The sequence below is a fragment of the Saccharothrix longispora genome, assembly GCF_031455225.1.
Lineage (GTDB): Bacteria > Actinomycetota > Actinomycetes > Mycobacteriales > Pseudonocardiaceae > Actinosynnema > Actinosynnema longispora.
In genome coordinates, this window is record NZ_JAVDSG010000001.1 from 5,608,646 (window position 1) to 5,627,742 (window position 19,097).

The 19,097-nt window shown below is 73.1% G+C and carries 20 protein-coding genes; 5 read left to right on the plus strand and 15 right to left on the minus strand.

Annotated features, from left to right (window positions below):
* Positions 1-24: 24 nt before the first annotated feature.
* Positions 25-318 carry an Rv1322 family protein gene (locus tag J2S66_RS23375; protein ID WP_310309387.1) on the minus strand — a complete coding sequence of 98 codons (294 nt, stop codon included), beginning with the start codon at positions 316-318 and terminating at the stop codon, positions 25-27.
* A 234-nt stretch (positions 319-552) separates the two neighbouring features.
* Between J2S66_RS23375 and J2S66_RS23380 the strand changes: the two genes are divergently transcribed.
* On the plus strand, positions 553-765 hold the full coding sequence (locus J2S66_RS23380; protein WP_306747317.1) for an FmdB family zinc ribbon protein: 213 nt from the start codon (positions 553-555) through the stop codon (positions 763-765).
* Positions 766-811: 46 nt separating this feature from the next.
* Here J2S66_RS23380 and J2S66_RS23385 read toward each other — a convergent pair whose 3' ends face one another.
* The 9 genes from J2S66_RS23385 to J2S66_RS23425 form a co-directional block, all read right to left on the minus strand.
* Complete coding sequence (locus J2S66_RS23385) at positions 812-1,405, minus strand: DUF3558 family protein (protein WP_310309388.1); 594 nt, start codon at positions 1,403-1,405, stop codon at positions 812-814.
* A 38-nt stretch (positions 1,406-1,443) separates the two neighbouring features.
* Positions 1,444-3,222 (minus strand): 3-hydroxyacyl-CoA dehydrogenase family protein, encoded by a 1,779-nt coding sequence (locus J2S66_RS23390; protein ID WP_310309389.1) that lies wholly within the window; start codon positions 3,220-3,222, stop codon positions 1,444-1,446.
* Between the two features lie 134 nt (positions 3,223-3,356).
* Positions 3,357-4,016 (minus strand): dihydroxyacetone kinase phosphoryl donor subunit DhaM, encoded by a 660-nt coding sequence (gene dhaM, locus J2S66_RS23395; RefSeq protein ID WP_310309391.1) that lies wholly within the window; start codon positions 4,014-4,016, stop codon positions 3,357-3,359.
* On the minus strand, positions 4,013-4,645 hold the full coding sequence (gene dhaL, locus J2S66_RS23400; protein WP_310309393.1) for a dihydroxyacetone kinase subunit DhaL: 633 nt from the start codon (positions 4,643-4,645) through the stop codon (positions 4,013-4,015). Before dhaL ends, dhaM begins: the two co-directional genes overlap by 4 nt.
* A complete protein-coding gene (gene dhaK / locus J2S66_RS23405; RefSeq protein WP_310309394.1) occupies positions 4,645-5,646 on the minus strand; it encodes a dihydroxyacetone kinase subunit DhaK in 1,002 nt (333 codons plus the stop codon). The genes dhaL and dhaK overlap by 1 nt, the downstream gene beginning before the upstream one ends.
* A gap of 112 nt (positions 5,647-5,758) precedes the next feature.
* Positions 5,759-7,264 carry an aldehyde dehydrogenase family protein gene (locus tag J2S66_RS23410; RefSeq protein ID WP_310309395.1) on the minus strand — a complete coding sequence of 502 codons (1,506 nt, stop codon included), beginning with the start codon at positions 7,262-7,264 and terminating at the stop codon, positions 5,759-5,761.
* A gap of 69 nt (positions 7,265-7,333) precedes the next feature.
* On the minus strand, positions 7,334-8,344 hold the full coding sequence (locus J2S66_RS23415; RefSeq protein ID WP_310309396.1) for a hypothetical protein: 1,011 nt from the start codon (positions 8,342-8,344) through the stop codon (positions 7,334-7,336).
* 197 nt (positions 8,345-8,541) lie between these two features.
* Entirely contained in the window at positions 8,542-8,814 is a 273-nt protein-coding gene (locus J2S66_RS23420) for a hypothetical protein (RefSeq protein ID WP_310309397.1), read from the minus strand.
* Positions 8,815-8,825: 11 nt separating this feature from the next.
* Positions 8,826-10,511: a sodium:solute symporter family protein gene (locus J2S66_RS23425; protein ID WP_306747309.1), complete on the minus strand. Its 1,686-nt coding sequence runs from the start codon at positions 10,509-10,511 to the stop codon at positions 8,826-8,828.
* 163 nt (positions 10,512-10,674) lie between these two features.
* Here J2S66_RS23425 and J2S66_RS23430 point away from each other — a divergent pair, with 163 nt between their 5' ends.
* The gene (locus J2S66_RS23430; protein ID WP_310309398.1) at positions 10,675-11,400 is read left to right on the plus strand and encodes a hypothetical protein; all 726 of its coding nucleotides are present in this window, start codon (positions 10,675-10,677) and stop codon (positions 11,398-11,400) included.
* Here the strand turns inward: J2S66_RS23430 and J2S66_RS23435 are convergent.
* Positions 11,367-11,768, minus strand: a complete 402-nt coding sequence (locus J2S66_RS23435; RefSeq protein WP_310309399.1) for a hypothetical protein — start codon at positions 11,766-11,768, stop codon at positions 11,367-11,369. The genes J2S66_RS23430 and J2S66_RS23435 overlap by 34 nt on opposite strands.
* 111 nt (positions 11,769-11,879) lie before the next feature.
* Positions 11,880-12,539, minus strand: a complete 660-nt coding sequence (gene nucS, locus J2S66_RS23440) for an endonuclease NucS (protein WP_310309400.1) — start codon at positions 12,537-12,539, stop codon at positions 11,880-11,882.
* Positions 12,540-12,595: 56 nt separating this feature from the next.
* Here nucS and J2S66_RS23445 point away from each other — a divergent pair, with 56 nt between their 5' ends.
* The gene (locus J2S66_RS23445; RefSeq protein WP_310309402.1) at positions 12,596-13,987 is read left to right on the plus strand and encodes an amino acid permease; all 1,392 of its coding nucleotides are present in this window, start codon (positions 12,596-12,598) and stop codon (positions 13,985-13,987) included.
* A 2-nt stretch (positions 13,988-13,989) separates the two neighbouring features.
* Positions 13,990-14,526: an NUDIX domain-containing protein gene (locus J2S66_RS23450; protein ID WP_310315022.1), complete on the plus strand. Its 537-nt coding sequence runs from the start codon at positions 13,990-13,992 to the stop codon at positions 14,524-14,526.
* Between the two features lie 70 nt (positions 14,527-14,596).
* Here the strand turns inward: J2S66_RS23450 and J2S66_RS23455 are convergent, their stop codons facing one another.
* Positions 14,597-15,370 (minus strand): enoyl-CoA hydratase-related protein, encoded by a 774-nt coding sequence (locus J2S66_RS23455; RefSeq protein WP_310309403.1) that lies wholly within the window; start codon positions 15,368-15,370, stop codon positions 14,597-14,599.
* Between the two features lie 79 nt (positions 15,371-15,449).
* On the minus strand, positions 15,450-16,397 hold the full coding sequence (locus J2S66_RS23460; RefSeq protein ID WP_310309405.1) for a GlxA family transcriptional regulator: 948 nt from the start codon (positions 16,395-16,397) through the stop codon (positions 15,450-15,452).
* Between the two features lie 72 nt (positions 16,398-16,469).
* Between J2S66_RS23460 and J2S66_RS23465 the strand changes: the two genes are divergently transcribed.
* Positions 16,470-16,988 carry a cysteine hydrolase family protein gene (locus J2S66_RS23465; RefSeq protein WP_310309406.1) on the plus strand — a complete coding sequence of 173 codons (519 nt, stop codon included), beginning with the start codon at positions 16,470-16,472 and terminating at the stop codon, positions 16,986-16,988.
* A 57-nt stretch (positions 16,989-17,045) separates the two neighbouring features.
* Here the strand turns inward: J2S66_RS23465 and J2S66_RS23470 are convergent, their stop codons facing one another.
* Complete coding sequence (locus J2S66_RS23470; protein WP_310309407.1) at positions 17,046-19,052, minus strand: ethylmalonyl-CoA mutase; 2,007 nt, start codon at positions 19,050-19,052, stop codon at positions 17,046-17,048.
* Positions 19,053-19,097: the final 45 nt, after the last annotated feature.

Genomic DNA, 19,097 nt, shown 5'->3' on the forward strand with positions numbered 1-19,097 from the left:
CCTTCACCGGTGGCGAGGGCGCTCTCACCACCGGCGGGGGCTGGGGCCGCGCCGGCCGCGCGAGTTCCAGCAGCCCTGGTGCCAGTGCCGGCGGTCCTCGATCGAGCCGTGGTCGGCGCCGGGCCAGGCGACGACGTGCGGGGTGCCGGGCCGGATCTCGTGGTCGCAGCCGGGGCAGCGGTACGTCTTCGTGGTCGCGGCGCCCGAGACGGAGCGGACCAGCCACTCGCCGTCCGGTCCGCTCTCGGCACGCGCCCAACCATGGCCACCGACGGGTCGCGGCTCGGCGGGGCGCTGCGGGCGGTTGCGGCGGGGCACGAGGGACCAGGGTATCGGGCCCGGGGATCGGGCCGGGGGCGCCGGTCGCCCACGGTCCACGGGGCGGGCACGCGGGTGGCGGTGCGCGGCGCCCCTCCTCCTCGGGACCGAAGCGGTGGTGACGCCGCCGCCGGTCGTCCGCGGCCCGCCGTCGCCCGCCCCGCCCACCGCGGTGTCCGCCGTCGGGGTGCCCTCGCTGGTGCCGGCGCCCCCTCGGCGGGGAGAATGGGCGTCGTGCCCACCTACGAGTTCCGCTGCAAGGCGTGCGGGTCGACCTTCGACGTGAAGCGCTCGATGAGCGAGTCCGACGCCCCCGCTCCGTGCCCGCACGGCCACGACGACACCGTGAAGCTGCTGTCCGTGGTCGGCCTGGGCGGCAAGTCCGGCGCCCCGGCCGGCGGCGGGGGCGGGGGCGGGGGCTGTTGCGGGGGCGGCTGCTGCGGCTGAGGCGGCGCTCACCCGACAGGCCCGGCCCGGACACGACCGGACCGGGTCAGCCGTTCGGCTCCTTCTCCAGCAGCGCCTCGGCGACCTTCCTGCCCTGGTCGCAGATCCCGCCGAAGCGGGCGGTGCCGTCGATCACGATGATGCCGATGCCGCCGCCCGCGTAGTCCATCACCAGCACGCACGACGGCTGCACGGTGGTGTCCGTGGTCCGGTCGAAGTAGGTGACCTTGCGGTCGCCCACCTGGAACTCGCCGTTGTTCTGCTCCAGCGTGATCGTCCTGCCCTCGCGGAAGCGCAGGGTGACGCCCACGTCGAGCGAGCCGACCGACGTCTGCCACTTGCAGGACTGGTCGAACGTCGAGTCGTAACCGGTCTCGGTCGGCTTGGCGTTCTTGTCCTCGACCTCGTACGGCAGGTCCTTCCAGCCGATCAGCGCGCAGATGTCACCGACCGACCCGGTGTCCGGGTCGGAGGTGGACGACGGGTCGTCGTCGTCCGTCGGTGTGGGCTCCGTTCCCGAGGTGAACGGCGGGTCGATGTCGAGCACCTGCTCGGACACCGGGGTGCCGTTGACCGTGTACGCACAGGCGCCCGTCAGGCCGAGCACCGCCACCAGGAGCGAGATCACCACACGCCGCATGGTGCCCACGATGCCAAACGCCGCGACCGGACACGCACTCAGGCCGCGTAATCGCGAAAACCCTTCCCCGTCTTGCGCCCCAGCCGCCCCGCCGTGACCAGGTGCTCCAGCAGCGGCGCGGGGGCGAAGCCCGCCTCGCGGAACTCCAGGTACAGGGTCCGCTCGATCGCGAGCGACACGTCCAGGCCGACCACGTCGAGCAGCTCGAACGGCCCCATGGGCAGCGAGCAGCCGACCTTCATGGCCTCGTCGATGTCGTCGGCCGACGCGTAGTGGGCCTCCAGCATCTTCACCGCGTCGTTGAGGTACGGGAACAGCAGCGCGTTGACGATGAACCCGGCCCGGTCGCCGCAGTGCACCGGCACCTTGCCCAGGTCGAGGCACACGCGCCGGGCGGTGGCGACGACGTCCGCCGACGTGGAGATGGTCTCCACGACCTCGACGAGCTTCATCACCTGGGCCGGGTTGAAGAAGTGCAGGCCGACGACGTCGCCGGGGCGCGACGTGGCGGCGGCGCACTCGATGACGGGCAGCGACGAGGTGGTGGTCGCGAGCACCGCGCCCGGCTTGCACACCTCGTCCAGCGCCGCGAACACGTCCTTCTTGATCGACAGCTCCTCGGCGACGGCCTCGACCACCAGGTCGCAGTCGGCGAGGTCGACGAACTCCACGACGGGCGCGACGCGGGCGAGCGCGGCGTCCCGGTCGGCCTCGGACAGCCTGCCGCGCGACACCGCCTTGTCCAGGGACTTGCGCACCTTGCCGAGGGCCGCCTCCGCCTTGTCCCGCGAACGGGCCCGCAGCACGACGTCGTAGCCGCGCTTGGCGAACACCTCGACGATGCCGGTGGCCATCGTGCCGGTGCCGATCACGCCGACCCGCCGCACCTCGCGCGCCGGGGTGGCGTCGGCGGCGGCGACGGGGGTGTGCACGTCCGGCACGACGACCGGCGAGTCCGGGCCGTCGTAGGTGTAGAAACCGCGTCCGCTCTTGCGGCCCAGCAGACCGGCCGTGATCATCTGCTTGAGCAGCGGCGCCGGGGCGTGCAGCCGGTTGCGGGACTGGTGGTACATCGTGTCCAGGATCTCGTAGGCGGTGTCCAGCCCGATCAGGTCGAGCAGCGCCAGCGGGCCCATCGGGTAGCCGCAGCCGTACCGCATGGCCGCGTCGAGGTCCTCCCTCGTCGCGTAGCGGGACTCGTACATGCGCACGGCGTGGTTGAGGTAGCCGAACAGGAGCGCGTTGGCGATGAACCCCGCGCGGTCGCCGATCACCACGGGCACCTTGCCCAGCGACTCGGCGAACGCGACGACGTCGGCCACCACGTCCGGCTCGGTGACGACGGTGCGCACCACCTCGACCAGCTTGAGCACCGTGGTGGGGTTGAAGAAGTGCAGGCCGACGACCTTGCCCGGCCGTCCGGTGTGGACACCGATCTCGGTGATCGACAGCGACGACGTGTTGGACGCGAAGATCGTGTCGGGGCCGCAGATCCGGTCGAGCGCGGCGAACACCTCGGCCTTGAGGTCCACGCGCTCCGGCACGGCCTCGATGACGAGGTCCGCGTCCGCGAGGGCGGTCAGCGAGGTGGTGTACGAGATGCGGCCGAGAAGTTCGGCGCGCTCGTCCTCGGTGAGCTTGCCGCGCGCCACCGCGCGCCCGGTCGAGTGGTCCAGGTGCCCGCGGCCGCGGGCCAGGCCCTCCTCGTCCACGTCGACCGCCACGACAGCGACACCGGTCCTGGCGAGCACCTCGGCGATGCCGGCGCCCATGGTGCCGAGACCGACGATCCCGACCGTGCTGAACTGGCGCGTCACTGCGACCTCCCACTCAACCGGAGTGGCTACCAGACGGTAACTTGTGGCTACTGTGCCACGGTCGTCACGCGTCGCCCGCGTGAGCTTCACCATCGGTATCGAGCAAGTGACCGGTTCAGCGCGGCCGGTGGCCGCTACTCGTCGAACCCCCGCGCGACCAGGTCCTCGATGGCGCGCACGGCCCGCGCCGCGTCGGGCCCGGACGCCTCCACCCGCACCTCGGCGCCGCCCGGCACGCCCAACCCCATCAACGCCAGCACGCTCTTCGCGTCGGCCTCGGCGGTCCCGAACCGCACCACCACCAGGGCGTCGAGCGGGTCCACCGCGCGCACCACGAGCGCGGCGGGCCGGGCGTGCAGGCCGACGCCGTCGGTCAGCACCAGCGAGGTCCGCACGACCTCCTCGCCGGCCGGGGCGGGGACGTCCTCGGGCGCGAGCGCCGCCGAGGCGGCCGCCGCCACCTCCTCCAGCGAGGCGCCGCCCTGCGCCCGCACCGCCGCCGCGACCGCACCCTCGACCAGCGGCGCGTCCGCCACGAGCACCGTGACACCGGCCTCCTCGGCGGCCATCTCGGCGACCATCCGCGCGCTGCCCAGGTCGAACAGCACGACGACCCCGTCACCGGAGTCCGCGTCCGCGATGGCCTCCGCGACCGCGACGAAGTCCGTGCCGAGCCCGCCGGCCCCGTCGCCGCCGGCCGGCGCGATCGTCACCGAGGGCGCCATCTGCCCGGCCAGCTCCGCCACGCCCGCCGCCAGCTGCCGGCTGTGCGACACGACCACCAGCCCGATCACGACAGCACCTGCCCGGCGAACGAGCGCAGGACCAGCGCCGTGGACCGGGCGCCCGGGTCGAGGTGTCCCGCGCTGCGCTCGCCCAGGTAGGAGGCCCGTCCCTTGCGCGCCACCAGCGGCACCGTGGCGGTCGCCCCCGCCTCCGCCGCCTCGGCCGCCGCCGTCAGGACCGCGCCCACGTCGCCGCCACCCGCCGACGCGGCCTCGGCGGCCACCACCGCCGGGGTCAGGGCGTCGACCATCGTCTTGTCGCCCACGGCGGCCTTGCCGCGCGCCACCACGCCCTCCAGGGCGGCCTGGAGCGCACCCGCCACGGACGCCGCGTCCAGGGTCGCCGCGTCGCCGACCGACGTGGCCGCGCGCAGGAACGCCGTGCCGTACAGCGGCCCGGCCGCGCCGCCCACGGTGGAGATCAGGGTGGTCGCGGCGAGCCGCAGCACGCCACCCGGCAGGGCGGGCACGTCACCGTCCAACTTGGACACCAGCGCGGTGAAGCCGCGGGCCAGGTTCTCGCCGTGGTCGCCGTCGCCGATCTCGCGGTCGAGCCGGATCAGCTCCTCGCGGTGCTCCTTGACCACGGCCGCCACCGCGCGCAGCGCCCGCGCGACGTCCTCCGCCGTGCACGCCATCACACACCCCACCGCAGCGCCGGGGTGTGCACGGGCGCGTCCCACAGCTCCACCATCTCGTCGTCGAGCTTGAGCAGGGTCAGCGACATGCCCTGCATCTCCAGGCTGGTGACGTACGGGCCGACGAGCCGTCGTTCCACCACGATCCCCCGTTCCGCGAGCAGCCGTTCCGCGATGCCGTGCGCCAAGTACAGCTCGATCAGCGGCGTCCCGCCCATCGAGTTGGTGAACAGCAGCACCCGGTCGCCCTCCGCGAACGGCAGGTCCTCCAGGATCGGGTCGAGCAGCGCGGGCACCAGCTCGTCCGCCGGGCCGACCGGCACGCGCCGTCGCCCCGGCTCGCCGTGGATGCCGATGCCCAGCTCCATCTCGTCGTCGGCGAGCGTGAACGACGGCTCGCCCGCGTGGGGCACGGTGCAGGCGGTCAGCGCGAGCCCCATGGAGCGGACGTTCGCCACGACCCGCCGCGCGAGCGCCTCGCAGCCGTCGAGGTCGACCCCGCGCTCGGCCGCCGCGCCGACGACCTTCTCCAGCAGCACGGTCCCGGCGACGCCGCGCCGGCCGGCCGTGAACAGCGAGTCCTCGACCGCCACGTCGTCGTCGACGACCACCGTGCGCACGTCCACGCCGTCGGCGGCGGCCAGCTCGGCGGCGGTCTCGAAGTTCAGCACGTCACCGGTGTAGTTCTTGACCACGAGCAGCGCGCCCGCGCCGCCGTCGGTGCGCGCCACGGCCGCCGCGACCTGGTCGGGCGTGGGCGAGGTGAACACCGCGCCGGGGCACGCCGCGTCGAGCATCCCGCGCCCGACGAACCCGCCGTGCAGCGGCTCGTGGCCCGCCCCGCCGCCGGAGATCACGGCGACCTTGCGCGGCACGGGCGCGTCGGCCCGCACGATCACCGCCGGGTCGTGCTCGACGTCGAGGAGGTCGGCGTGCGCGAGGGCCATCCCGCGCAGCGCGTCCGCCACGACGGTCGCCGGATCGTTGATGATCTTCTTCACGGGGAGGCCTCCCGATCGACGCTGATCACCCATTCCTACTCCACCCGGGGCACCCCCGAAAGCGGAGCGGTCCGCGGCGACCGCGCCGACCCGGCCGGCGGCCGCACGGGGACTAGCGGCCGTACAGGACCCGGACCATCCGCAGCACGTGCCGCATGGTCCGGGACCCGCGGTCGTAGGTCATGGGGTTCAGCAGCGCCGGGAACCGCTTGCGCGCCACGGAGTGCGCGAAGGTGAACTCGCGCAGGCCGTCCTCGCCGTGGATGCGGCCGAACCCGGAGTCGCCGACCCCGCCGAACGGCAGCGCGCCCACCGACGCGTAGGCGAGCACCGAGTTCACCGACACCATGCCGCAGCGCAGCCGGTCCGCCAGCTCCTCGCCCCGGTTGCGGGAGAACACCGACGCGCCGAGCCCGTACTTGTGGGCGTTGGCGCGGCGCACGGCCTCGTCGGCGTCGGCGACCCGGGTCACCACGAGCGTGGGGCCGAACGTCTCCTCCGTGGCGGCCTTCGCGTCGTCGGGCACGTCCACCAGCACGACGGGCTCCACGTACGGCGGCCGGATCGACTCCAGCCCGCCGACGACGGCCCGCGCGCCGCGGTCGAGCGCGTCGGCCACGTGCGAGCGGATGACCTCGACCTGCCCGGGCATGGTGATGGGCCCGAAGTCCGCGTCCGGCTCGCCGCCGGGGCGCAGCTTGGCCGCCTTCCGGGTGACCAGGGCGACGAACTCGTCGTAGACGGCGTCCGCGACCAGCGCCACCTCGACGCCCGCGCACGTCTGGCCCGCGTTGAAGATCCCGCCCCACACCGCGGCCTCCGCGGCGGCCTTCACGTCCGCGTCCTCGGCCACGATGAGCGGGTCCTTGCCGCCGCACTCCAGCAGCACGGGCGTGAGGGACGCCGCGCACGCGGCCAGGACCTTCCTGCCGGTCGCCGTGGAGCCGGTGAACGCGATCTTGTCCACGCCGGACGCGCACAGCGCGGCGCCGGTCTCGCCGAACCCGGTCACCGTCCGGAGCACCGGGTACTCGGGCACGACCTGGGCGAACGTCTCGGCCAGGAACACGCCGACGCCGGGGGTGAACTCCGAGGGCTTGAACACCACGGCGTTGCCGGCGGCCAGCGCGTAGCCGATCGAGCCCACGGGCGTGAGCGCCGGGTAGTTCCACGGCCCGATGACGCCGACCACGCCGAGCGGCCGGTACTCCAGGGTGGCCGCGAAGTTGTACATGAGCATGCCGGAGGGCACCTTGCGCTTGCCCAGCGCCTTCGCCGCGTGCTTGGCGGCCCAGTGCAGGTGCTCGACGACCAGCGCCAGCTCGGTGCGCGCGTCGTCGGCGGACTTGCCGGTCTCCGCGCTGATCAGCTGCTGAAACTCGTCGAGCCGCTTGACCAGCAGCTTCCGCCACGCGTCGAGCCGGGCCCGCCGGCCGTCGAAGCCGAGACCGGCCCAGAACACCGCCGCGTCGCGGGCGGCCCGCACGGCCTCGCGCACGTCGGCCTCGGAGGCGACGGGGTGGTGCGCGACGACCTCGCCGGTGCGCGGGTCGAGGGAGGCGAACCGCTTCTGCCCGTCGTCGGCCCGCGCGCTGGTGGTCGGAGCGAGCTGCGTCATCGGGCCCTCCAGGCGGTGCACGGTGTTACTGAACAGTAACGGGTATCCGGCGGTGGTGTCAGCCCCCGTTCAGCCCTTCGGGATCTTGGCCAGCAGCACCTTGGCGAACGTCACGGCCGTGGCGCAGCGGTCGAACTGCGCCTTCTCCGGCCCGGCCGACTTCACCTCGACCACCTCGCCCTCGTCGTTCCCCGTCTCCCGCTGCACCCACTTGACCTCGCAGGAGGGGAACGCCGTGGCGCCCGCCTTCTGGTAGCCCTTGACGCCGCCGCCCAGGTCGACCTCGGTCTGCCCCTCGTCGAACTCCCGGTCGTCGGGGACGAAGGTGTGCCGGAAGTCCACGGTCAGCTCCGGGCCGTCGCCGACCCACGAGCAGTTGTGCAGCCCGTACGGGTACGTGCGGTGACCGGCGCCCACGGCCGCCTCGACCGCGCCGGCGTCCGGCAGGGCGCACGGGTCGAGCGTGATCAGCGACCCCTTGGCGGGCGTGATGACGCCCTTGCGGTCCCGGACCTGCGCGACCACGGACTCGGCCACGGTGCGGCCGGGCGCGCACGCGTCGCCGTCCTTGTAGCCGATCTGCACGGTGATGCCGAGGCCCGGCTTGTCCTGCGTGATCACCGAGACGAAGCACGCGCTGTTGTCCAGCGTCTGCTCGGCGCTGCGCAGGCCGGCGAGCTGCTTGTCGGCGTTCTTGATCTCGGAGGTCATCGTCTGGCCGAGGTCGACGGTGACCGCGAGGTCCTTGCCCGCCTTGTCGGTCATGAAGTTGGAGCACCGGCTGAAGCCGCTGCGCGACACGTCGCCGGGTGTGCCCAGGCCCTTGAGCACGTCCTCGTCGAGCAGCTCGCACGGGTCGGTGAGCCGCAGCCGGTCGGGCGCGAACGCCGGTTCGACCGGCTGACCGGGTGCGGCGGTGCCCGTGGTGCCCGTGGTCCCGGTCGGGTCGGCGACGTTCTCCGCGTTCGCCGGGATGGTGGTGCGGGGGAACCGCTGCTTCGCCAGGTCCGTCCCGGCGCAGCCGGCCACCAGGAGGGTCGCGCTCAGGATCGCGCTCAGCACAGCGACGGGACGCTTCACGACGTGCACGGTAGCTCCCGGTTGCGCCATTCGTGGCCGGAACCCTGTGTTCGTCCTCACGAGGACCTTCGGGAACGATTCAGAAGGTCATCGCGCTGAACCAGGTGGAACCAACGAAAGGAGCACCGAGTGCGCAACCGCATCCGACGCGCCGTCCGCTGGCTCGACACCTGGACGGTCGAGGCGTTCAACCCGGTCTACCCCCGGCGCTGAGCACCCTCCACCGGGTCCCCGTCAACGGGCTCGTCCGGCACGATGACGGGCCGCAGGAGCGCCCAGGCGGCGAACAGCGCCGCCTGGGCGAGCATGCCGACACCTGACCACAGGTTGATGTTGAGCCCGTCGGCCCTGGCCAGGTCGGACTCGTCGGTGAAGCCAAGTCCGACCACCACCAGGACCACCCCGTAGATCGCGAACAGCACCGCGATCACCAGCCGGAGGTCGAACAGACCTGCCTTGTGCGCCGCCATGACGACCTCCCTCAGGCGAAGATGATGTTGAGCACGACGGTGATGACCAGGACGCCCGCGCCGAGCACGGCGGGCGAGCGGTACCAGCCCGAGTCGTCGCCGGTCGTGGAGTGCCTGCGGTCCTCCTTGGGCGTCAGGCTGTAGACCAGCCCGCGCAGCCGCTCCTCCGGCACCGGCCGGGTGAACACCGTCACCACGACGCTGACCACGATGTCGACCGCGAACGCCACGCCCGCGCCGACGAAGCTCGCGCCCTGACCGGGCAGGTCGAGCACGCCGGTCTCGGCGAGCACGAACACCAGCACCGCGGCGAGCGTGCCCGCGACCAGGCCGATCCAGCCCGCCGCCGCGGACATCCGCTTCCAGAACATCGCCAGGATGAACGTGGCGAACAGCGGCGCGTTGAAGAACGAGAACAGCGCCTGGATGTAGTCCATGATGTTGCCGTAGCCGGCGGCGATGAACGCCGTGCCGATGGCGACCACCGTGCCGCCGATCGTGGCCAGGCGGCCGATGCGCAGGTAGTACTCGTCCGGCTTGTCCTTCTTGACGTACTGCTGCCACAGGTCGTACGTGAAGACCGTGTTGAAGCTCGACACGTTCGCCGCGACACCGGCCATGAACGACGCCAGCAGACCCGTGATCGCGATGCCGAGCATGCCGTTGGGGAGCAGCTCGCCGATCAGCGCGGGCAGCGCGTTGTTGTAGGCGACGTCCCCGCTCTCGTCACCGGCCTTGAGCGCCACCATCTCCGGCACGACCAGCGCGGCGATGATGCCCGGGATGATGATCACGAACGGGATCAGCACCTTGGGGTAGGCGCCGATGATCGGCGTGCGCCGGGCCGCGGACATCGACTTCGCCGACAGCGCGCGCTGCACCTCGGCGAAGTTCGTCGTCCAGTAGCCGAACGAGAGCACGAAGCCGAGGCCGAACACGATGCCGATGACGCTGAGCACCGGGTTCTGGATGCCGGTCAGCTCGGTCGCCGGCCACGACGACAACTGCTCCGCGCCGCCGGGACCGGCCGTCACCTTGTCGACCAGGCCGTCCCAGCCGCCGACCTTGTGCAGGCCCACGATGGTGAGCGGCAGCAGGGCGGCGACGATGACGAAGAACTGGAGCACCTCGTTGTAGATCGCCGCGGACAGGCCGCCGAGGGTGGTGTAGGCGAGCACGACCGCCGCGGCGATGACCACCGACAGCGGGATCGGCCAGCCGAGCATGAGGTTGAGCAGGAACGCCAGCGCGTAGAGGTTGACGCCCGCGATGAGCACCTGGGCCGCGGCGAAGCTGAGCGCGTTGACCAGGTGGGCCCCCTTGCCGAAGCGGCGGCGCAGGAACTCGGGGACGCTGCGGACCTTCGAGCCGTAGTAGAAGGGCATCATCACGATGCCCAGGAACACCATGGCCGGGATCGCGCCGATCCAGTAGTAGTGCATCGTGGCCATGCCGTACTGCGCGCCGTTGGCCGCCATGCCGAGCAGCTCGATCGCGCCGAGGTTGGCCGAGATGAACGCCAGGCCCGTCACCCAGGCGGGCAGCGACCGGCCGGAGAGCAGGAAGTCGAGGCTCGACGACACCGACCTGCGGGCCAGGAAGCCGATGCCGAGCACGAACACGAAGTAGACCGCCAACAGCGCGTAGTCCAGCGGTCCGGCGTCAAGCCGCAGGTCCGCCTGTGCGAGCACGGGCACCCTCGCCCACCTCCCCGATCAAACAATCTCAAACACCAACGAACACTACTCACCAGCGACCACGCTGACCGTAGTGCACTCCGGCGCGGTTCGCCGGTTTGAACTACCCGCTCCTAAACCTCGTACTCCCCGAGGTGGGGCCAGGAGGTGCCGATTGCCGACCGTGACCGCGTACGGGGTCGATTCCGGTGCTCGCGAGCTGACGCCGCGGGAGCTGTCCGAGTACACCCGCACGGGTGGCCACGACCTGAGGTTCCTCGTCCGCCGCACCGGTTCCCCGGCCGCCCGGGGCGCGTGGGGCGACCACCCGGGAGCGCTGGCCGGGCACCGCGCCGAGGGGCGCCTGGTGCTGCTCCGCCACCAGCTCGGGGACGACGACTTCGCCGGCGGCCACGACGCGGGCCGCGCGCACGCGACGGCCGCCCTCGCCGACGGCCGCGCGCAGGGCTACCCCGAACACCTGCCGTTCCTGTTCGTGTGCGGTTCCGGGCTGTCGCGTTCGTTCACGCTGCCCACCGCCCTCGACTACCTCCAGGGCGCGGCGGAGGTCGTCGGGTTCACCCGCACGTGGCTGTCCGGCACGGCGGACGTGGTCCACCCCGTCCAGGACCGCGGCGGCGCGGCGGGCTTCGCGCTCACCGGCGACGCGTCGGCCGTGCGCGAGGGCATCGCGTTCCACCGCCGGGACGACGGCGGGATCTTCCCCGGCCACGCCGGGGCGGACCTGCTGGAGGCGTACGTGGACCTGACCGACTTCGAGGGCGAGTGCCCGGACGTGCCGCCGGAGGTGGCCCGCCTGGCCGACCACCTGGCGAGCCGGTTCGCGCTGAGCCGCGCCGACGTCCTGGACGAGCTCTACCGGGTGAGGACGAACGGCGTCTCGGCGTAGAACGGCCCCGACGTGGCCCCGATCGTGACCTGGGTGCCGGGCCCGGCGTCCCCAAACGCGGTCGGCACCACCACCGCCACCTCGGCGAACCGCCCCACCGCGTCCGCGGTGGTCTCGCCCACCTGCGCCCCGTGGAAGGTGAACACCACCCGGCCGTGAGCGGGGTACCCCTCACCGCTCAACCGGATCTCGCTGTTCGCGGCCCCGGCCACGGGCCGTGCGGCCAGGTGCGCCGAGGGGAGGGCCGTCATGCTGGAGCTGGGCGCCGTCATCCCGAGCGGCACCGGTGCGCGACCGGTGTCCGCGCACGCCGCGAGCACGAGGGGGAGGAGCAGCAGAGCGGGCACACCGGATCTTCGTCTTCGCACGGTTCCTCCCCAGGCCCACCAAACGGGGAGGTCAGCGTATATCGCGGAAAACGCTTTGCCACGCGCCCGAACGGTGTACCGCGGACCGCGGGAATCGGAGTTCGGAACGGGTCAGAACAGGCGGAACTCGTCGGACTCGATGCCGCGCAGCGCGTCGTAGTCCAGGACCACGCAGCGGATGCCGCGGTCCTCCGCGAGGGTGCGGGCCTGGGGCTTGATCTGCTGCGCCGCGAACACGCCGCGCACCGGGGCGAGCAGCGGGTCGCGGTTGAGGAGTTCCAGGTAGCGGGTGAGCTGCTCCACGCCGTCGATCTCGCCCCGGCGCTTGATCTCGACCGCCACGGACTTCCCCGCGCTGTCGCGGCACATCAGGTCGACCGGGCCGATCGGCGTCGGGAACTCGCGGCGGACGAGGGTCCAGCCCTCCCCGAGGGTGGTGACGTGCTCGGCCAGCAGCTTCTGGAGGTCGGCTTCCACGCCGTCCTTCACCAGGCCGGGCTCGGGGCCGAGTTCGTGCTTGGAGTCGTGCAGGACCTCGGCCAGGGTGATGATCAGCTTCTCCCCCGCCTTGTTCTGCACCACCCAGATGTCCGGGTCCTCGATGAGCCAGCACGGCGGGCTCATCCAGTTCAGCGGCTTGTACGCGCGATCGTCGGAGTGGATCGACACGGACCCGTCCGCCTTGATCAGCAGCAGCCTCTGGGCCATCGGCAGATGGGCGGTGAGGCGTCCGACGTAGTCGACCTTGCAGCGAGCGATGACGAGGCGCACGGCCGACAGGCTACGGGGTGCGAGCGCCGGACGACCGGCAGGTACCGTCGGCCGACGTGTCACCGCCGCGGCAGCTCCTGCGCACCAAGCCCGTCGACCTGATCAACGACGAGAGCGCTCACACCGCGCTGCGCCGCGGCCTCGGGCTGCCGGCCCTGATCTCGCTGAGCGTCGGCGCCACCCTCGGCACGGGCATCTTCGTGGTGCTCGGCCAGGCCGCCCCGGTCGCCGGGCCGGCGGTGACGGTGTCGTTCGCCGTGGCGGCGCTCGCCGCGCTGTTCTCGGCCCTGTCCTACGCCGAGCTGGCGGGCGCGGTGCCGGTCTCCGGGTCGGCCTACTCCTACACCTACGCCACGCTGGGCGAGCTGGTCGCGTGGGTGTGCGGCTGGTGCCTGCTGCTGGAGTACGGCGTGTCGGTCGCGGCCGTCGCGGTGGGCTGGAGCGGTTACCTCGACGAGTTCCTCGGCGCGACGGTCGGCTCGCGGGTGCCCGAGGCGCTCAGCGGCGGCGTGGTCGACCTGCCGGCCGCCGCGGTGGTGCTGCTGGCCACGGCGGTGCTCCTCGGCGGCGTGCGGGAGAGCGGGGTGGTGACCGTGGTGACGACCGTGCTGAAGGTCGCCGTCCTCGCGTTCTTCGTGGTGGTCGCCGCGTTCGGGTTCAGCACCGGCAACCTGGCGCCGTTCGCGCCCGCCGGGGTCGCGGGCGTCACGGGCGCGGCCTCGCTGGTGTTCTTCTCGTTCATCGGGTTCGACGCGGCCTCGACGGCGGGCGAGGAGGCGCGGAACCCGCAGCGCGACCTGCCGCGCGCCATCGTCGTCTCACTGGCCGTGGTCACGGTCGCCTACGTGCTGGTGGCGCTGACGGCGGTGGGCGCGGTCGGCGTGGACGCGCTGAGCGGGTCCGACGCCTCGCTGGCCACCGTGCTGCGGCAGGTCACGGGCGACGGCTGGCCGGCCGTGGTGCTGGCGGCCGGCGCGGTGGTCGCGATCGCCTCGGTGGTGCTGACCGTCCTGTACGGACAGACCCGGGTGCTGGTCGCGATGGCGCGCGACGGCCTGGTGCCCCGGGTGTTCGCCCGGATCGGCGCGCGGCGCGTGCCCGCGGCGAACACGCTGATCGTGGGCGGGGCGGTGGCGGTGCTCGCGGCGCTGGTGCCGCTGGGGCAGCTGGCGGAGGCGACGAGCATCGGCACGCTGGTGGCGTTCAGCCTGGTCAACATCGGTGTGGTGGTGCTGCGGCGGACCCGGCCGGACCTGCCGCGCGGGTTCCGCACGCCCTGGGTGCCGGTGGTGCCGCTGCTGGGGCTGGGCATGTGCGTGCTGCTGGTGGCCGGGTTGGCGCCCGCGACGTGGGCGGCGTTCGGCGTGTGGTCGGCGGCGGGGTTGGTGGTGTACTTCGCCTACGGCCGCAGCCGTTCGCGGTTGGGACAACAGGTGCAGGGAGAGTGATCGTGGAGACCCTCGGCTCGCGCGAGGTGTACGCGAACCAGTGGATGGTGGTCCGGGAGGACGCGATCGGGCGTCCCGACGGGACGACCGGGATCTACGGGGTGGTGGACAAGCCGGACTTCGCGCTGGTGATACCCATGGACGGCGAGCGGCTCCGGCTGGTCGAGCAGTACCGGTACCCGCTGGGCATGCGGCGCTGGGAGTTCCCGCAGGGCACCGCGCCGGAGCGCGCCGACCTCGCCCCGCTGGAGCTGGCCGCCCGCGAGCTGCGCGAGGAGACGGGCCTGCGCGCGGGCAGGCTCGTGCAGCTGGGGCTGCTGGACGTGGCGCCGGGCATGTCGAGCCAGCGCGGGCGGGTGTTCCTGGCCACCGAGCTGGTCGAGGGCTTCCACGAGCGGGAGCACGAGGAGCAGGACATGCGCTCGGCGTGGTTCCCGCGCGCGGAGTTCGAGGCGATGGTCTCGCGGGGCGAGATCACCGACGCGCAGTCGATCGCCGCCTACACCCTGCTCCTGCTGCACGAGCACGCCCAACCGTGACGGTGGCCGGGGGCGTGCCGGGGTCTGCGGCGGGGTCGCACGAGCGGGTGCGGGCGGGCGCCCGGCGGTGTCAGTCGGTCCACACCGCCGGGCGCTTCTCCAGGAACGACGACATGCCCTCCTTCGCCGCCGCGGTCTGGGACGCCGCCGCCATCACCTCCACGGCGATCGCGTACGCGTCGGCCTCGGGGCGGTCGAGCTGGGCGTAGATCGTCTGCTTGCCGAGCGCCTTGCTCGCCCTGCTGCCTCGGGTGGCGCGGCGCACCAGGTCGTCCACGGCCTCGTCCAGCCCGTCGGCCGGCACGACGCGGTTGACCAGGCCCCACTGCTCGGCGGTCCGCGCGTCGATCGGGTCGCCGGTGAGCGCCAGCTCCATCAGGCGCTTGCGGCCGATCGCGCGGGCCACCGGCACGGCCGGGGTGTGGCAGAACCAACCGCCCTTGCCGCCGGGCAGCGCGAAGGCGGCGTCCTCGGACGCCACCGCCAGGTCGCACGAGGCCACCAGCTGGCAGCCGGCCGCGGTGGCCAGGCCGTGCACGCGGGCGACCACCACCTGCGGCACCGACTCGATCGTGCGCATCAGGTCCGTGCAGAGGGTCAGCAGCTCCCGCACGCCCTCCAGGTCGCGCGAGGACACGTCGGCGAAGTCGTGCCCGGCGGAGAACACCGGTCCCTCCCCCGCGAGCACGACGCCCAGCGCGTCGGACGCGGCGACGTCGCGGAACGCGGTCAACAGCTCCGCCAGGTGTTCGGCGGACAGGGAGTTGCGCCGCGCGGCGCGGTCCATGGTGATGCGCACGACGTCATCCGTGCGCTCGACGCGGATGTGCTGGTACTCGGCCATGCTGCGACCGTATCCGGGCCGGCAACCGCCGGCCTCGGGCGGATGTCCCGGGTTCCACCCGCCGTGGCGCGGGTCGCGGTCACGACGCGGCGGGCACCCGGAACGTGCGGCGGTAGGCGTCCGGGGTGACGCCCAGTTCGGCGCGCAGGCGGCGGCGCAGGTTGGCCGGGGTGCCGAGGCCGGAGCGCTCGGCCACGCGCTCCACGGTCAGGTCGGTGGTCTCCAGCAGGCGCCGGGCCAGGCGGACGCGCTGCCCCCGGAGCCAGCGGCCGGGGGTGCTGCCGGTGGCGGCCAGGAAGGCGCGGTGGAAGGTGCGTTCGCTCATGCCCGCGCGTGCGGCCAGGTCGGTCACGCCGGTGGTGCCGGTCAGGTTGTCCACCGCCCAGTCGACGACGTCCGCGAGGCCGGCGCGCGAGGGGCGGGTGGGCAGCGGCGGCTCCGCGTACTGGCGCTGGCCGCCCTCCCGGCTCGGCGGCATGACCATGCGGCGGGCCAGGGTGGCGGCGACGTCCGCGCCGTGCGCCCGGCGCACGAGGTGCAGGCACAGGTCGAGACCGCCGGCGACGCCCGCCGAGGTGAACACGCCGTCCTCGGCGTAGAGCACGTCCCGCAGCACGCGGGCGCGGGGGGCGGCGCGTTCCAGGTCGTCCAGCAGCCGCCAGTGGGTGGTCGCCGCGCGGCCGTCCAGCATGCCGGCGGCGGCGAGCGTGAACGCGCCGGAGCACAGCGCGGCGACCGTGCCGCCGGACGACCGGAGCGCGCGGACGGCTGACCGCGGGACCGGGGCGAACGGCTCGACGCGACCGGGCACCACGACCAGGTCGCAGCCGGCCAGGCCGGACAGGCCGTGCGTCGCGGGGACGACGCCGAGGGGCGCGACGGGGGTGGCGGCCCGGCCGGGCGCGCACAGCCGCACCTCGAACGGCCCCACCCCGGAGTCGGTGCGGTCCACCCCCCACACCTCGCCGACCACCGAGACCTCGAACGACCTGGTGCCCGGCAGCAGGAGCACCCCCACGGTGAACATGGCAGGAAAGTACTGCACCGCGCCGGTTCCGCCACTCACCGGCGCGAGCCCGGTGACCCCAGACTCGACGCCGTGACCAACGCACTCATCCTCGTCGACGTGCAGCGCGGCTTCGCCGACCCGTCCTGGGGCAGGCGCAACAACCCCGGTGCCGAGGCGAACATCGCCCGCCTGCTGGCGTCCTGGCGCGGGCCGCTGGTGCTCGTGCGGCACGACTCGACCGAGCCCGGCTCGCCGCTGCGCCCCGGCCAGGACGGCAACCGGTTCACGCCGGAACTGGACGGGGCCGTGCCCGACCTGGTGTTCGCCAAGTCCGTGAACTCGGCGTTCCACGGCGAGGTCGACCTGGACGCGTGGCTGCGCGGGCGCGGCGTCACCGGCATCGTGCTCGCGGGCGTCCAGACGAACATGTGCGTCGAGACGACGGCCCGGGTGGGCGGGAACCTCGGCTACCGGGTCCGGGTCGTGCTCGACGCCACGTTCACCTTCGACCTGGAGGACCTGAGCGCCGACGAACTGGCCCGCGCGACCGCGACGAACCTGCGCGGCGGCGGGTTCGCGGAGGTCGTGACGACCGATGACGTCGTCTAGCGGGAACGGTGGCCGACGGGACGGTGGTCGGCGGAACGGTGGCCGACGGGACGGTGGTCAGTGGGACGGTGGCTTCAGGCCGTTGGCCTCGCGGATCACGGTGACGATCTCGTCCATGATGTCGGTCAGCTCGTAGTCCTTCGGCGTGAACACGCGCGCCACGCCGCGGTCGCGGAGCACGGCGGCGTCGTCGGGCGGCACGATGCCGCCGACGATGACCGGCACGTCGCCCGCGCCCGCGGCGCGCAGGCCGTCGACCACGGCGGGCACGACCTCCAGGTGCGAGCCGGACAGGATCGACAGGCCCACCACGTGCACGTCCTCCTGCACGGCGGCGGCCACGATCTGGGCCGGGGTGAGCCGGATGCCCTGGTACACGACCTCGAAGCCGACGTCGCGGGCCCGCACGGCGACCTGCTCGGCGCCGTTGGAGTGCCCGTCGAGGCCGGGCTTGCCGACCAGGACGCGCAGTCGACGACCGAGTTCCCCGCCGGTCGTCCTGACCCGGTCGCGCACGCGGGCGATCCGCTCGCCCGCCTCACCGGAGGCGGAGGCCGCGGAGACACCGGTGGGCGCGCGGTACTCGCCGAACACCTCGCGCAGCGCGGACGCCCACTCGCCGGTGGTGACGCCGGCCTTGGCGCACGCGATCGTGGCCTCGACGAGGTTCGCGTCGGTCTTCGCGGCGGCCCGGAGGGTGTCCAGGGTGGACGTCACCAGGGCGTCGTCCCGGCCGGCCCGCCAGGCCCGCACCGCCTCGACGGCCCGCTGCTCCACGACGGGGTCGATCTGCTCGATCGCGTTCGCGCCCTCGACCTGGAGCGGTGACGGTTCGGTGGTGGCGAACCTGTTCACGCCCACCACGACGTCCTCGCCCGACTCGACGCGGCGGCGGCGCTCGGCGAGGGAGGAGACCAGCGCCGACTTCATGTAGCCGGACTCCACGGCCGCGACGGCGCCGCCCATCGCCTGCACGCGGTCGATCTCGGCGCGGGCGGCTTCGACGATCCCGTCCACCTTGGCCTCGACGACGTGCGAGCCGTCGAAGACGTCCTCGTACTCCAGGAGGTCCGTCTCGTAGGCGAGGACCTGCTGCATGCGCAGCGCCCACTGCTGGTCCCAGGGGCGCGGGAGGCCGAGGGCCTCGTTCCACGCGGGCAGCTGGATCGCGCGGGCCCGGGCGTCGCGGGAGAGCGTGACCGCGAGCATCTCCAGCACGATCCGCTGCACGTTGTTCTCCGGCTGCGCCTCGGTGAGGCCGAGGGAGTTCACCTGCACGCCGTAGCGGAAGCGGCGGTGCTTCGGGTTCTCGATGCCGTACCGGTCGCGGGTGATCTCGTCCCACAGCCGGACGAACGCCCGCATCTTGCACATCTCCTCGATGAAGCGGACGCCCGCGTTCACGAAGAACGAGATGCGCGCGACGACCTCGCCGCGACGCTCCTCGGGGACCTGGCCGGAGTCGAAGACCGAGTCCAGGACCGCGATGGCGGTGGAGAGGGAGTAGGCGATCTCCTGCGCCGGGGTCGCACCGACCTCCTGGAGGTGGTACGAGCAGATGTTGATCGGGTTCCACTTCGGCACGTTCGACACGGTCCACGCGACCACGTCCGTGATGAGGCGGAGGCTCGGGCCGGGCGGGAACACGTACGTGCCGCGGGACAGGTACTCCTTGATGATGTCGTTCTGCGTGGTGCCGGAGAGGGTCGCGCGGTCGGCGCCCTCCTCCTCGGCGACGGAGACGTACAGCGCGAGCAGCCACATGGCCGTCGCGTTGATCGTCATGGAGGTGTTGGCCTCGCCCAGCGGGATTCCGTCGAACAGCTGCCGCATGTCGCCGATGTGGCTGATCGGCACGCCGACCTTGCCCACCTCGCCCCGGGCCAGCTCGTCGTCCGGGTCGTAGCCGGTCTGGGTGGGGAGGTCGAAGGCCACGGAGAGGCCGGTCTGCCCCTTGTCCAGGTTCCGGCGGTAGAGGGCGTTCGAGGCGGCGGCGCTGGAGTGACCCGCGTAGGTCCGCATCACCCACGGTCGGTCCCGCTCACGATCGGCCGGGTACGGCACGGCAGCCTCCTCGAACGGCGTCGTTGTCCGTGTGGTTCTCGCGGT